This is a genomic window from Sphingobacterium mizutaii, assembly GCF_900187125.1.
Lineage (GTDB): Bacteria > Bacteroidota > Bacteroidia > Sphingobacteriales > Sphingobacteriaceae > Sphingobacterium > Sphingobacterium mizutaii.
This window is the reverse complement of record NZ_LT906468.1, coordinates 1,135,932-1,149,560: the sequence shown is the minus strand read 5'-3', so window position 1 is coordinate 1,149,560 and position 13,629 is coordinate 1,135,932. Positions and strand designations below refer to the sequence as shown.

At 38.5% G+C, this 13,629-nt stretch carries 14 protein-coding genes; 10 read left to right on the top strand and 4 right to left on the bottom strand.

The window, feature by feature from the left end; translation table 11 throughout:
• The first annotated feature begins 2 nt into the window (after positions 1 to 2).
• The 6 genes from rsmI (at position 3) to CKW03_RS04890 (ending at position 5,235) form a co-directional block, all read left to right on the top strand.
• On the top strand, positions 3 to 668 hold the full coding sequence (rsmI, locus tag CKW03_RS04915) for a 16S rRNA (cytidine(1402)-2'-O)-methyltransferase (RefSeq protein WP_093098911.1): 666 nt from the start codon (positions 3 to 5) through the stop codon (positions 666 to 668).
• A gap of 33 nt (positions 669 to 701) precedes the next feature.
• A complete protein-coding gene (locus tag CKW03_RS04910) occupies positions 702 to 1,523 on the top strand; it encodes a PH domain-containing protein (protein WP_093098909.1) in 822 nt (273 codons plus the stop codon).
• Positions 1,524 to 1,527: 4 nt separating this feature from the next.
• The gene (gene lnt, locus CKW03_RS04905) at positions 1,528 to 3,132 is read left to right on the top strand and encodes an apolipoprotein N-acyltransferase (protein WP_093098908.1); all 1,605 of its coding nucleotides are present in this window, start codon (positions 1,528 to 1,530) and stop codon (positions 3,130 to 3,132) included.
• A gap of 41 nt (positions 3,133 to 3,173) precedes the next feature.
• Entirely contained in the window at positions 3,174 to 4,307 is a 1,134-nt protein-coding gene (locus CKW03_RS04900; RefSeq protein WP_093098906.1) for a cysteine desulfurase family protein, read from the top strand.
• 126 nt (positions 4,308 to 4,433) lie between these two features.
• Entirely contained in the window at positions 4,434 to 4,889 is a 456-nt protein-coding gene (locus CKW03_RS04895) for a TolC family protein (RefSeq protein ID WP_093098905.1), read from the top strand.
• A gap of 22 nt (positions 4,890 to 4,911) precedes the next feature.
• Positions 4,912 to 5,235: a transcription initiation factor IIE subunit beta family protein gene (locus tag CKW03_RS04890; RefSeq protein ID WP_093098903.1), complete on the top strand. Its 324-nt coding sequence runs from the start codon at positions 4,912 to 4,914 to the stop codon at positions 5,233 to 5,235.
• Positions 5,236 to 5,838: 603 nt separating this feature from the next.
• On the opposite strand, the gene CKW03_RS04885 is transcribed toward CKW03_RS04890, so the two are convergent.
• The 3 genes from CKW03_RS04885 to CKW03_RS04875 form a co-directional block, all read right to left on the bottom strand.
• The gene (locus tag CKW03_RS04885; RefSeq protein ID WP_093098902.1) at positions 5,839 to 6,423 is read right to left on the bottom strand and encodes a hypothetical protein; all 585 of its coding nucleotides are present in this window, start codon (positions 6,421 to 6,423) and stop codon (positions 5,839 to 5,841) included.
• 125 nt (positions 6,424 to 6,548) lie between these two features.
• Positions 6,549 to 6,965, bottom strand: a complete 417-nt coding sequence (locus CKW03_RS04880; RefSeq protein WP_093098900.1) for a copper resistance protein NlpE — start codon at positions 6,963 to 6,965, stop codon at positions 6,549 to 6,551.
• A gap of 67 nt (positions 6,966 to 7,032) precedes the next feature.
• On the bottom strand, positions 7,033 to 7,365 hold the full coding sequence (locus CKW03_RS04875) for a tetratricopeptide repeat protein (protein ID WP_093098899.1): 333 nt from the start codon (positions 7,363 to 7,365) through the stop codon (positions 7,033 to 7,035).
• A 291-nt stretch (positions 7,366 to 7,656) separates the two neighbouring features.
• On the opposite strand from CKW03_RS04875, the gene CKW03_RS04870 reads away from it, so the two are divergent.
• The 4 genes from CKW03_RS04870 to CKW03_RS04855 all read left to right on the top strand — a co-directional run bounded on the left by CKW03_RS04870 (position 7,657) and on the right by CKW03_RS04855 (position 11,536).
• Positions 7,657 to 8,388, top strand: coding sequence for an electron transfer flavoprotein subunit beta/FixA family protein (locus CKW03_RS04870; RefSeq protein ID WP_093098897.1), 732 nt, complete (start codon positions 7,657 to 7,659; stop codon positions 8,386 to 8,388).
• Positions 8,389 to 8,415: 27 nt separating this feature from the next.
• Positions 8,416 to 9,390, top strand: coding sequence for an electron transfer flavoprotein subunit alpha/FixB family protein (locus tag CKW03_RS04865; RefSeq protein ID WP_093098896.1), 975 nt, complete (start codon positions 8,416 to 8,418; stop codon positions 9,388 to 9,390).
• A 104-nt stretch (positions 9,391 to 9,494) separates the two neighbouring features.
• Positions 9,495 to 10,148, top strand: coding sequence for a bifunctional nuclease family protein (locus CKW03_RS04860; protein WP_093098894.1), 654 nt, complete (start codon positions 9,495 to 9,497; stop codon positions 10,146 to 10,148).
• 32 nt (positions 10,149 to 10,180) lie between these two features.
• Positions 10,181 to 11,536, top strand: a complete 1,356-nt coding sequence (locus CKW03_RS04855; RefSeq protein ID WP_093098893.1) for a nucleoside permease — start codon at positions 10,181 to 10,183, stop codon at positions 11,534 to 11,536.
• An 870-nt stretch (positions 11,537 to 12,406) separates the two neighbouring features.
• Here the strand turns inward: CKW03_RS04855 and CKW03_RS04845 are convergent.
• The gene (locus CKW03_RS04845; protein ID WP_093098891.1) at positions 12,407 to 13,594 is read right to left on the bottom strand and encodes a beta-helix domain-containing protein; all 1,188 of its coding nucleotides are present in this window, start codon (positions 13,592 to 13,594) and stop codon (positions 12,407 to 12,409) included.
• Between the last annotated feature and the right edge of the window lie 35 nt (positions 13,595 to 13,629).

Genomic DNA, 13,629 nt, shown 5'->3' with positions numbered 1-13,629 from the left:
TTATGTTATACATCGTTCCCACACCAATAGGTAATTTGGAGGATATGACCTTTCGGGCAATCAACGTACTGAAACAGGTCGATATTATTTTAGCTGAGGATACAAGGACCAGTGCACCTTTGTTAAAACACTTTGGAATCGACAAAAAAGTCTTTGCCCATCATCAGCATAATGAACATAAAGCTGTCCAAGAGATTATCCGATTGCTCAAGGAAGGGAACCAGATTGCTTTGATCTCAGATGCAGGGACTCCTGCCATCTCTGACCCTGGTTTTTTATTGGTGAGAGAGACGATCAAAGAGGGTTTGGATGTGCAATGTTTACCGGGAGCAACGGCTTTTGTACCTGCTCTGGTCAATTCAGGACTACCTAACGACCGTTTTTGTTTCGAGGGATTCCTTCCTGTAAAAAAAGGCAGACAGACTCGCTTGAAATCCTTGGCAGAAGAAAAAAGAACGATGATCTTTTATGAATCTCCACATCGTATCCTGAAAACAATAGATGAATTCATCCAAGTATTTGGACCTGAACGACAGGCTTCGATATCTCGTGAAATCAGTAAAATGTATGAAGAGACCGTAAGGGGCACCTTGGAGGAGATCAAGCAACATTTTGAAACAAACCCAATCAAAGGAGAATTTGTTTGCTGTGTTGCTGGACATGAATAATTAAAAAGAATTTAAGACGTAAATATCAAATCAATGGAAAATTATCAAATCGACAAATTTGTTCAAGATGGACAGGATCCAAAAGTGGTAGAAAAAATCCATGGAAAGATTTTAGATATGTTGACCCCTGGGGAATCCATTAATTATATAGCCTTGCAAAAGAAACCGGCAGTGAACTTACTGCCTGACAGCATTACCCTTTCTAACAGGAGGATTTTTCTGTGTGAATTCACCAAATTGGGCCTTGCTACCAATTTTGAAATTTTCCCTTGGAAAGACATCAAGGACATCGCTTTTAAGGAAGAGATTTTTGGCTCCAAGGTTACTGTAATCCCATTTACGGGAGAGAACTTAACCATTGATTATATTCCTAAAATACAGGCTAGGAAATTGTATCAGTTGATCAAGGATGCTTTGGCGAATTTGCAGAACCAAAAAAATGAAGCAAAGGAAAATCCATCTGCTTTTACCAGCAAACCCGCTTACAGTAATCCTGTTGCAAGTCCGGAAGAAAAGGTTGAGCCTATAAAACCAGCTGAACCGGTAAAGCCTTTTGAAGCAGAAAAGCCGGTAGAACTTCCAAAATTTGAGGAAAGACCTAGTTTGAATTCTATGTTTGCCCAGCAAAACCAACAAGCGCAGGCTCCGAAAACAGAACCTCAAAATTACCATCAGCCTTCTTCATTTAACGCTCCTACCCCTCCTGATCCAGCAGCAAGTCCAGAGGTAAACAAGGTAGAAGAAGATGATGAGATCACTTTGAAATTAAAGAAATTAAAGAGCTTATATGACAAGCAGCTTATCACCCAAGCCGAATATGAAACGAAAAAGGCTGAAGTTTTAAGTCAATTATAATAGCATGAAAAACAATTACCTTTTAGCTGGTCTAAGTGCAGTATTGCTATGGCTGGCTTGGCCTCCTATACCATATTCTAGCTTTTTACTTTTTATTGCATTTGTTCCTTTATTGGTAGCTGTAGAAAACGTAATCCGTGGGGATTATAAAAAGAAAGGCCGCAAGATATTCGGATTAGCTTTCTTGACCGGTGTCATTTGGAACACGGCATCCATCTATTGGGTTTTTAACGCAATGAATGCTGTCTTGGATGTATTCCCTTCGCTAATGGTTTCCCTGATCCCATTTACATTAGCCCCTCTTTTGATGGGCTTGGCATTTCGCCTATATTATCAAATGCGTAAATGGAATAATATCTTCTTGAGCTTTATGGGGCTTGTTTCCTTTTGGATGGCTTATGAATACCTACACCAGACCTGGGAACTTGCATTCCCTTGGATGACCTTAGGAAATGGATTCGCTAACTTCCACCAGATAGTACAATGGTACAGCATTACTGGGGTTTATGGCGGTACTTTATGGATCTGGACAGCTAATATCCTAGTTTTCCTTTGGTATTGGCAAAGAAAGGAAAAGGTAGAGATCTACAGTCAGAAAATACTCTTAGGATCTCTTGCGGGATGGATTCTGATCCCTGCAATTGGCTCTTTGATTGTGTACAGCACTTACGAAGAACATATCAATCCTTCTGAAATCGTTACTGTTCAACCTAACATTGACCCTTACGGAAAGTTTGGTTCCATTACTCCGGAAGAACAATTAAAAACCCTTACTGATCTCTCTCAAAAAGTAGCAAAACTAAACACTGAATTCTTCATCTGGCCTGAAACTGCAATCTCAGGATCTAATGGGATAAACGAAGAAGAATTCCGGGAATATGACCAATACCATAAAATCCTCGAATTCTTGGAGCCATACCATAATGGAAATGTGCTTTCGGGAATTGAAAGTTACCAGATCTATGAAGACCAAAAGACTTTGACAGCAAGGCCTTATGGCAATGTTTTTTATGATAGCTTCAATGCAGCGGTTTTGGTAGATGGCTCGAGCAAGCTTCAATTTTACCATAAATCCAAATTGGTACCGGGAGCTGAAAAAACTCCGTTTGGAAAAAGCTTGGCTTTTATGACCCCGTTATTCAAACATTTCGGTGGCACTACAGGTGGATATGGTAGCCAAGAAGAGCCTTCTGTCTTTTACTCGGCTAGCGGAATCGGTGCAGCCCCTGTAATTTGCTATGAATCCATTTGGGGAAATTATGTGGCTGATTATATTAAAAAAGGCGCTCAATTTATTGCAGTCATCACCAATGATGGCTGGTGGGGAGACACCTCAGGCAAGGACCAACATTTGCAATACGCCAAGCTTAGGGCAATTGAAAACCGACGTTGGGTAGTTCGTTCTGCCAATACAGGGATATCAGGATTTATCAACCAACGTGGAGATATAGTCCAAAAGAGTTCTTGGTGGGTGCCCACTGCGCTATCTCAAGAAATCAATTTGAATGAAGACCTCACTTTCTATACAAAATATAGTGATTTAATAGTCTATTTATCATTCGTAACAGGCTTAATATCAATAGGCTTATTGATTGTCAGAAAAAAATAAATATACCAGAATTATCCTATTGAATAATTATATTTGCCGCCATGCAAGTTTATTTTGATAATGCCGCCACCACTGCCTTAGATAAAGAAGTTATTGAGGTAATGGTTCAGATGTTGAACGAGAATTTTGGAAATCCTTCGTCCATCCATGCACATGGCCGTGAAATGAAGACCATTGTTGAAAAAGCAAGAAGAACAGTCGCTAAATTATTGAATGCATCACCTTCAGAGATTTTCTTTACCTCCGGAGGAACTGAAGCAGACAACATGGCCATTGTTCGTGCTATTGAAGCTTATAATATTACCCATGCAATCAGTTCGCCGATTGAACACCATGCTGTTCTACATACCTTGGAAGAACTGGAAAAAGCAGGAAAAATCCATTTAGATCTTTTGCGCGTTGATGAAAAAGGAAATGTTGACTTGGGTCAACTGGAAGAGCTTTTGTCTAAAAATCCAAAAACTTTCGTTTCCTTGATGCATGCCAACAATGAGCTTGGTAACTTAACTGACATTAAAAAGGTGAGTGAGTTATGTGAGCAATTTGATGCGATCTTTCATTCAGACACTGTTCAAACGATGGGGCATTATGCACATGACTTGACCGATCTGAAAATTGATTTTATTACCGGAGCAGCCCACAAGTTCCACGGTCCTAAGGGAGTTGGATTCTTGTACATCAATGCACGTAATAAGATCAAACCTCTAATTTACGGAGGAGCTCAAGAAAGAAACATGCGCGGTGGTACTGAAAACGTATATGGTATCGTAGGATTGGCTAAGGCTTTAGAGATTGCTTATGCTGAAATGGAAGAACATCAAACCTATATCCAATCCCTTAAGGACTATATGAAAGCGGAATTGATCAAAGCTGTTCCAGAGGTAAGATTTAATGGCGAGGTGGATTCAGATAAATCTTTGTATACGGTATTGAACGTATCCTTACCTTGTACAAATATGGGCGACATGCTATTGTTCAACCTAGATATCAAAGGAGTTTCCGCATCAGGTGGAAGTGCATGTAGTTCAGGTTCCGAAATAGGCTCACACGTACTTCAAGGAATTGGAGCTGATGGCAGCAGACCTTCTGTTAGGTTCTCATTTAGTAAATACAATACAAAAGAAGAAATAGACTTTGTTGTTGGTGTCGTAAAAGAGATCTGCAATCATAAATAAGTCTCGTACAATACTATTAAAAAGGCTGTTGCAATGCAACAGCCTTTTTTTGTGACTAATTGTCTCGTCCTGAAATAGCGATACACAAAAAATCGTTATAAAAACAGATATTGTTGCGCAAAAACAATGGTTAATACGGAGTTAATTATCTACCAATATAACTACTTTAAAAACCAAGCAGAAAAAGCCACTGTACAAGCCGAACAAGAGCGAATAGAAAAAGATGTATTAATCAGAGATTTAACTTTAAAAGTCATACAAAGTTATTTAGAGACATTACTATCTCAATCTCTAGTTAATGAACAAGATTCGGCAATCAATTTTTCTACTCAATTATTAGATAAAACAGAAAAAAGCGTTAAAATAGGTGTTATAACCCCTTCTGTTGTATCGGAAGTGAGAACAAACTTAGCTCGAGAAAAACAACAATATCATAAAGACTTACTGTTGAAAAAAGCAACTCTGGCTCAGTACATGAATTATTCTGAGTATAACATTTTGAAATTATATGATCCGCTATTAGAATCAAACCTTCTCGAAAGTAAAAAAGAAGTATATAAGGAAAATTCTATTAATTATTGAAACACCTTAAATTATTTGTATCATGAAATTATACTTATATATAGACAGAATAAATCTTATAAATAAACTCATCAGTAAAGCAAAAACAGGAAGTCAAGAAGAATTTGCAAAACGCCTAAATATTTCTGTTTCTAGATTAGCTCGAATTATTGAGTATATGAAAGACCAGGGTGCCCCTATAAAATTCGATAGAATAGCAAATACATACTATTATGAGGATAAATATTCTATTAACATTCAAATTAAAATAGAGAAAATGAAGGAATTTGAACTAAAAAACACGAATGCAGGGTTAAATATTTTTTTTCAAAAATCACTTAAATGCTTTTTTTATACATTAAAGTAATATATTTTAGATACATTATTACAAATAATAATTGCAAACAATATGAATAATATGAATAAAGAACTAATTATAAAATATGCTTTTAAACTGTTTATAATAGGCATACTAATCGGAGCTTATGTTGCATTTAATCAAAAATCTTAATTTTTTTTTATAAAAAAAACAAAATTAAACGTACAAGAATTATCTCTTCAAGACCAACAAAATATTGAAGGTGAAATTATTCCTGCTGTAGTTGCTTATTGGTCAGGTGCTACCTTATTAACTAAAGTTGGAGTAATCGGCGGTGCAATTGCTGTCGTTGCTGGAGCTGCATATATTGGAAATAACAACGGATATGAATCAGTTAAAAATTAAAATTCAATCAATTTATCATGAAAAAATCTTCTTCGATGCTTGAAGTAGTTGTTTTTTTATTTATAGCAATATCTATTGCTGCCTTTGTAGTATATAAATTATCATATGCTATTGGTATATACGTGGCTAACCATTAAAAAAAACATGGTAAATTTCCATTAAAACGCACAAGAACTATCATTTGAATACCAACAAAATGAGGTGTTTTTTAATCACTGAAAATCTGTATCGCTTTTTCAGTACTAGTCAATCCTTATGTAATTTAACAAGGATATAGTCTTCATCCTGTTTCAAGGATAGATGCAGTTCATTATTACCAAAATATAGAACCTTAAAAATAGTTAGATGTCTCTTTGTTGAATCATTTAAGACTAGTGCTGCTTCAGTTTGGTCTATCCTCCAATTCACCTGCATCCTTTGGTTATAGGATTCATCGTAAACTGTATTTTGACAACTTGAGTCAAAGGAATTAGCCTTATAATATTGTTTTTCCAAGATTTCCGCTTTGCCGTTTGGTTTAAAATTGATCTTAAAGAATTCCATTTTCTGTTCCACCTTACTGATTTTATCAGGACATGGCGTTTCTTTCGATTGGAACTTTATGAGTTTAGCAATTTGGTTAATCTTGGAATAATCCTGTTCAGATGATTGTCCTTTGGGTTGGATGTTATTGTCATAGTATTCATAGGCTGTCCATTGCCCTACAATTTCCAATGGATTGATGCTGTTCGCCCAATCTTTTTCACCCACTCTCTCAGGCAAAAGACTACCAATGGACCCTATTAGTAATAGCAATACCGGCATCATCATAAAAGACAACTTGGTTTTCATCAATTAATAATTAGTGTTAACCAAAGATAACCAACCTCTTAAGCAGAAAAAATACCTAGCATTAGGTATTCCTTAAAAATAAACTAACAAATAAGGTAAATAAAAATACCTGCGAACGCAGGTATTTATTTTATTTTTTGAAGGACATATTTTTCGGCGAGATCGCCTTTTATTTCCTTACCAGAGAGATCTAATTGATTGAGTTGATCCTTTGATATCTTAAAGCTGTAATCCACATTCTCTAAGCTCAAGATATCTTTATCAACCTTCCATTTACCGGTACTTTCAAATATTTCGGCACTTTTGCCAACGTATTCATAGCGCATGGAATAATTTTTATTCTTATCCAAGCTGAGTACTGTTGCAATTGTAGTACAATCAGCACAAGGAAGTTTGCCTTCATAAGTACCAACGATGGCTAATCCTTTCACCGCATTATCTTCGGACGCAACAAGCTGATTGACGTTGGATTTGTTATTTATACAACTAAATCCAAAGACCAGCATGATTAATCCTATTAATGACAGTGTTAATACTCGCATAATTTTCTTCCTTGCCCTAAAAAAGACAAAAAAGATACCACAAATCTATTTTTTAGAAAATTTAACATTAATCGTCGTCATCCAGCAAACCATTAGCCATGAGCATGGCATTTTTCAGTTCATTTAAAGCATGAAAATTTCTTTTCTGTTGAGCCACCTGTATCCCTTTTTCATAGATTTCAATTGCAAAATCCTTCTCTCCCTCCCCTTCCAAAAATTTCCCAAAGTGGTAATAAGTCCCTACATAATCCGCATGATTATGGACGAGTTCTTCAAACCCTTCCCTTGCTTTTGGCTTATCACCCAGCTTGACAAACTCCATGGTTAGCGCATACTTCAAAAAAGGATCTTGCGGGCTTTCTTTTAAAAAATTCTGTAACTGTTCTAATCTACTTTCCATAAACAAAAGTAAACATAATTTAGAAATGGAAAACCTATATGCAACTCAATAGGAAATACTATGCTAGCATACAAAATGACAAATGCATGACTATTGTGTTTTTAATGCATTTATTTACATTTATTATATTATTTAAATCATTTAAGGGTAAACATTATCATTTTAATAAAATAATTAGATATTTTATAGTATTTAGGTAATTAACAATTAGCTAACAGTTCCTGAAAATCGAGGAAACACATCTTTGAAATGCTCCTTAATTAATGTAGGTTTGTGTAAAACGTTTGAATTATGAGAATATTAGTATGTATAAGTAATGTCCCTGACACCACTTCAAAAATAACATTCAGCAACGATAATACGGTTTTTAACAGCAATGGTATCCAGTATATCATTAATCCCTATGATGAGATTGCATTATCAAGAGCAGTTGAGTTGGCGGAAGGCGGCAAAGGTACCGTCACTGTGATCAATGTTGGTGATGCTAGCACAGAACCTACCATTAGAAAAGCATTGGCAATTGGTGCGGACGATGCCGTTCGCGTAAATTCTCAACCTAGAGATGCTTGGTTTGTAGCCAATCAGATTGCTAACTACGCAAAAGAACAAAACTTTGACTTGATCTTAACGGGTCGTGAGTCTATTGACTATAACGGTGCTCAAGTGGCAGCCCTATTAGGTGAACTATTAAACCTTCCTTCGGTTTCCATCGCTAAAAAACTGGAAATCCAAGACAACAATGCTACCATCGACCGCGAAATTGAAGGTGGTAAAGAAGTATTGACGGTTTCATTGCCTGTGGTTGTTGGGACAGCAGAAGGTGTTGCCGAGCCTAAGATCCCGAATATGCGTGGCATTATGGGTGCAAGAACAAAACCTCTTCAAGTTCTGGAGCCGATTGCAGTAAATGAATTGTCAAACATCTCCAAATACGAATCTCCTGCTCCAAGAGGCGCAGTGAAACTTGTAGAAGATGTGGATCAATTGGTTCAATTACTTCGTAGCGAGGCAAAAGTTATTTAATTCATTTACCCCCATTAAGAAATTATCATGGCAATTTTAGTATATATAGAAAATACAGAAGGTACATTAAAGAAGTCGGCATTTGAGGTCGCTTCCTATGCCAAAGCTATCGCTGACCAATTAGGTGATTCTGTGACTGCTCTTTCCATTGGAAATGTAGACAAAGCAGAATTAGAGAAATTGGGCAAATACGGTGTATCCAAAGTTTTGGATGCTAACCAAGACAAGTTGAAGAACTTTGTGAACAAAGCCTATGCATCCATTATTGCTTCGGCTGCTAAGCAGGAGAATGCAAAAGTTGTTGTCCTTTCCAACTCTTTCAGTGGAAAAGGTCTGGGACCAAGGGTTGCAGCTAAATTAGATGCAGGTTTTGCGGATGGTGCTATCGGTCTTCCTACATTCAATGGCGATCAGATGGAAGTAAAAAAGACTGCATTTTCCAATAAAGCATTTGCAACTGAAGTCATCAGTTCAGCGGTAAAAGTCATTGCAGTTAATCCAAACGCATTCGATGTCAAAGAAACTGCTGGTGCAGCAGAGGTGGTAGATTTCACACCAGAACTGCAAGACCAAGATTTCAATGTGATGGTCAAAGAGATTGTACGTGCAACGGATAAAATCTCCCTACCAGAAGCCGAAATCGTGGTATCAGCAGGTCGTGGGATGAAAGGACCAGAGAACTGGGGAATGATCGAGGAATTGGCAAATGTACTTGGTGCTGCAACAGCATGTTCAAAACCAGTTTCAGATGCCGGTTGGAGACCCCATTCTGAACACGTAGGACAAACAGGGATCGTAGTGAGCCCTAACCTATATATTGCAATCGGTATCTCGGGCGCAATCCAACATTTAGCAGGAGTAAGTTCCTCAAAAAACATTGTTGTGATCAACAAAGACCCAGAAGCACCGTTCTTTAAAGTAGCGGATTATGGAATCGTAGGAGATGCCTTCGAAATCGTTCCAAAGCTGACAGAAGCGATCAAAAACTTAAAAAACAACTAGGAATAACTAAACAATGAACGAGTGGCCTTGCCTAAAAAAACGCAGGGTCACTTTTTTTTTGCTGTTAATATTCCCATCTTTGTATTCACGTTAACGTGTTATCGATGAAGAAAATCAAGTTAGATATTGTGGGCTTATCATATAGCCAAACCCAGTCTGGCGCGTATGCCCTAGTTCTCGGAGAGGTAGGAGGTAACCGAAGACTACCTGTCATCATTGGAGGCTTTGAAGCGCAATCCATTGCCGTTGAAATCGAAAAAATGACTCCAAGCAGGCCGCTAACGCATGATTTATTCAAATCTTTCGCCGAAACCTTTAAGATAAAATTAGAAGAAGTCTTGATCTACAACCTGGTAGACGGGATATTCTTTGCCAAATTGATCTGTACAGATGGTGAACAGACTTCAGAAATCGACGCCCGTACATCGGATGCTGTTGCCCTTGCTGTTCGCTTCGAATGCCCGATCTACACCTATGATTTTATCATGAACACAGCCGGAATCGTGATCGAAGGAAATGACTTTGCTTTCCTTGAAAACATCGAAAACGTAGGAAACTACAAACAATCGGATACTCCAACCGAGGAAAAAGAAAAAGAACAAGAAAGCGTTGAAAAAGAACCAGCAAAAAACAAACCATCACCTTACGCTTCCTTAACGCTGGAACAACTTGAGAAGACCCTGGAAAAAGCCATCGAAAACGAACAGTATGAGACGGCTGCCAAAATCAGGGACGAAATCGAAAAACGAAAATCTTAATTTCTACCTACAATAACTAATAGCAAAATACGATGTCTATTAAACTGAGGTTAACGATCATGAACTTCCTACAATTCTTCGTCTGGGGAGCATGGTTGATTACTATTGCAAACTATTGGTTTGGGACTAAAAACTGGGGTGGTACCGAATTCGGCGCCATTTTTTCCACCATGGGTATTGCCTCTTTATTTATGCCCACCTTGATGGGTATCATTGCCGACCGTTGGGTCAATGCAGAAAAACTTTATGTAGCCCTTCACCTTCTTTACGCAGCCTGCCTGATCTATCTTGCACAGGTGCAAGACCCAGGATCGTTCTTTACGGTCATGCTGCTCAGTATGTGTTGTTACATGCCTACTTTAGCCCTTTCCAACTCCATTGCCTATACCGCCCTCAACCAAGGGAATTACGACCTGATCAAGGCCTTCCCTCCCATCCGTGTATGGGGAACAGTAGGTTTTATCGCGGCAATGTGGATGACTAACTTAAGCGGAAGTAAAGCAACCGAAGGCCAGTTCTATATTGCTGCCGGCGGTTCCATCTTATTGGGGCTCTATTCCCTGATCTATCTTCCAAAATGTCCTCCCCAGAGACATATCCAAGAGAACGCTAGCTTTTCCCAGATCATGGGACTCGAAGCTTTCAAGCTCTTTGGAAACTTTAAAATGGCGATGTTCTTTATCTTCTCCATGTTCCTTGGCGCAGCCTTACAATTGACCAATGCTTATGGAGATGTCTTCTTGGATGAATTCAAATTCTATCCAAAATATGTCGATTCCTTCGTGGTGAAGTATTCCACAATCATCATGTCCATATCACAGATCTCGGAAACCTTGTTCATCCTTGCGATTCCTTTTTTCTTGAAAAGGTTTGGTATCAAACAGGTCATGCTGATCGCCATGGTAGCCTGGGTGCTTCGATTCGGACTGTTCGCTTATGGAAACCCTTCCACTGGCCTATGGATGATTATTATGTCCTGCGTAGTCTATGGAATGGCCTTTGACTTTTTCAACATTTCAGGTTCCCTATTCGTGGAGACCAATACCAATAACAAGATCCGTTCATCAGCACAAGGATTGTTCATGATGATGACTAACGGATTTGGAGCCGTATTTGGCTCTTGGGTATCTGGATGGATCATTGATAGGTTCTACACCCTTTCGTTCAACGACAGCGCTTCTTTAGCCTCTTTCCTGGACACTACAGCCGACAATGGTTCCCTGCAAAAATTCATCAGCTCCAGAGGGGTGAATGTCAGCAATGGAATCTTCGATCAAGTCATACACTTAAAGGACTGGCACCATATCTGGATCGCCTTTGCCCTGTATACCCTAGTCATTGCTATACTCTTTGCTATCCTGTTTAGACATAAGCATGAAGTTAAATAGTAGTATTTAGTATTTAGTATTTAGTATTTAGACAAAAGATATAAAGCCTGTCAGAATCTGACAGGCTTTTTTGTTTCTGGATATTTTTCGGGAATAATGGCATAAGAGTAAAGCAGGTAATTTGGGGAGAAATGTCATAAAAATATCTGAGCCGCTCCTTTATGTCATCGAAATCTAATCCATCTGTTAAAAGATGTTAAGAGGCAGTATCCAATATACAATCGGCATTTACTTTGCGTTATAGATAGTACAAACAGAGTAAAAAAGAGTAAAGAGTAAAAAATTTCATAATTTAGGTTAATAATTGGTTAGTTAAAAATCCTGAGGCTCCCCGCCCCAGGATTTTTTATGCTTTATCATATTTAATACCTAAGAATAGTCTCAGTAAATCAGCCTAAAGGCTAATTATATGAAGGTTTATTTGCGGCGGGCGTATTCAATACGCCCCTACCAACCTTGATAACTTTCTGTGATATATACATCATAATCTTGGCCCATCCGGTGGCTGAGCCTGCCGAAGTCCCAATCTCATTAATCCTGGTTCATGCCCAAATCTTGGTCCATCCTCGCATCCCATTAATCCTGGTTCATTCCCAAATCTTGGTCGATCCTCCAATCCAGTAGCCCGAGCGGAGTCGAGGGCAATCCTGGTTCATGCCCAAATCTTGGTCTATCCTCGCATCCCATTAATCCTGATTCATTCCCAAATCTTGGTCCATCCTCGCATCCCATAAATCCTGGTTCATTCCCAAATCTTGGCCCATCCGGTGGCTGAGCCTGCCGAAGTCCCAATCCCTTAATCCTGGTTCAAAAAAAAGACCGCCATGAAGGCGGTCCTTTGTATTTGATAAACTATTTAGTACTATGTTCTTAGAATTTGTATCCAGTCCAGCTGAAAACACCTGTATCAGCACCTTTCAAGCCATCTTTAGCTGTAGCTGAAGTTCCAGGGATTGTGTTAAGTTTTGCTTTGTCTAGGTTGTTTGCTTTATCAATTGTGTATTCAATTGAAGTACCTGCAGCAGCAGTACCGTTTCTGTCAGTGTAGTCAACTAAATCAACAACTACTGCACCTGTAGCATCCAAAACGTTAGTTTTAGGACCGAATTTCACAAAAGCATTAGTAATGGTCGCTTTAGCACCTCTTCTGATTTTGAATACATCGTGCATGGTTAAGTTTGCACCTAATCCTGGAGCGTTATTGATGATAGTGATACCATCAACTTTGAAGTTTGATTGGTTTACATGGCTTGGAGCTTTTCCGTCCATGTTACCATCAGCCTCGATACCACGTGGGTCAACAGTTACTGGCAAGTAACCTTCTTCACGGATACCATATACGTTTTTAACTGTACCTGAATAACCTTCAGTAAAGTCGAACATATCATCTGTACAGTTTACTACTAAAATGTTAGAAGCGTTTACTGATCCACCGAAGAACTCGATTGCATCATCATCACCGTATGCTAAATAAATATTAGACAAGGTAGTTTTGTTACCAACACCGTTCAAAGTAAGACCATTGTGTTCTTTCTCATCAGAGATACGAGCACCAGTGTACTCGATTCTTACGTAGTTAAGAATACCTGAATTGTCATCAACAACACTACCACCGTATTTGTATGCCTCACCAATCTCAGCGTTGTTCTCAGTTACTTTTCCAGCTTCACCTGAAAGAGGTGCTTTTCCGTTGATTAAGACACCACCCCAATCTCCTTCTTTAGGCTTTGCAGCTGCTGAAGTGAAAACAATTGGTTTTGCTGCTGTACCGTTCGCCATGATCTTACCACCACGCTCAACCATTAAATACACATCAGTACCTCCGTCTAATGCTTTGATCACAGTTCCCGCAGGAATGGTCAAAGTCACTCCGTCCTTCACATATACTGCACCTGTCATCGTGTATTCAGTATTAGCATCTAGAACCATGTCTTTAGTGATGTTACCAATTAATTTTGCTTCCCCTTTTTCGCCTGGACCCACAACAGGATCAGTCGAAGTACAAGCTGTAAATGCTAAAGCGCTAGCTGCTAAAATTGAAAATAATTTTGTCTTCATAATCTTTTAATTTCTACACAAAGAAACTGTTACCA

Excerpts from the sequence above, each read along its gene's own strand:
- rsmI (WP_093098911.1), top strand. The coding sequence starts at position 3 with ATGTTATACATCGTTCCCACACCAATAGGTAATTTGGAGGATATGACC.
- CKW03_RS04910 (WP_093098909.1), top strand. The coding sequence starts at position 702 with ATGGAAAATTATCAAATCGACAAATTTGTTCAAGATGGACAGGATCCA.
- lnt (WP_093098908.1), top strand. The coding sequence starts at position 1,528 with ATGAAAAACAATTACCTTTTAGCTGGTCTAAGTGCAGTATTGCTATGG.
- CKW03_RS04900 (WP_093098906.1), top strand. The coding sequence starts at position 3,174 with ATGCAAGTTTATTTTGATAATGCCGCCACCACTGCCTTAGATAAAGAA.
- CKW03_RS04895 (WP_093098905.1), top strand. The coding sequence starts at position 4,434 with ATGGTTAATACGGAGTTAATTATCTACCAATATAACTACTTTAAAAAC.
- CKW03_RS04890 (WP_093098903.1), top strand. The coding sequence starts at position 4,912 with ATGAAATTATACTTATATATAGACAGAATAAATCTTATAAATAAACTC.
- CKW03_RS04885 (WP_093098902.1), bottom strand. The coding sequence starts at position 6,423 with ATGAAAACCAAGTTGTCTTTTATGATGATGCCGGTATTGCTATTACTA.
- CKW03_RS04880 (WP_093098900.1), bottom strand. The coding sequence starts at position 6,965 with ATGCGAGTATTAACACTGTCATTAATAGGATTAATCATGCTGGTCTTT.
- CKW03_RS04875 (WP_093098899.1), bottom strand. The coding sequence starts at position 7,365 with ATGGAAAGTAGATTAGAACAGTTACAGAATTTTTTAAAAGAAAGCCCG.
- CKW03_RS04870 (WP_093098897.1), top strand. The coding sequence starts at position 7,657 with ATGAGAATATTAGTATGTATAAGTAATGTCCCTGACACCACTTCAAAA.
- CKW03_RS04865 (WP_093098896.1), top strand. The coding sequence starts at position 8,416 with ATGGCAATTTTAGTATATATAGAAAATACAGAAGGTACATTAAAGAAG.
- CKW03_RS04860 (WP_093098894.1), top strand. The coding sequence starts at position 9,495 with ATGAAGAAAATCAAGTTAGATATTGTGGGCTTATCATATAGCCAAACC.
- CKW03_RS04855 (WP_093098893.1), top strand. The coding sequence starts at position 10,181 with ATGTCTATTAAACTGAGGTTAACGATCATGAACTTCCTACAATTCTTC.
- CKW03_RS04845 (WP_093098891.1), bottom strand. The coding sequence starts at position 13,594 with ATGAAGACAAAATTATTTTCAATTTTAGCAGCTAGCGCTTTAGCATTT.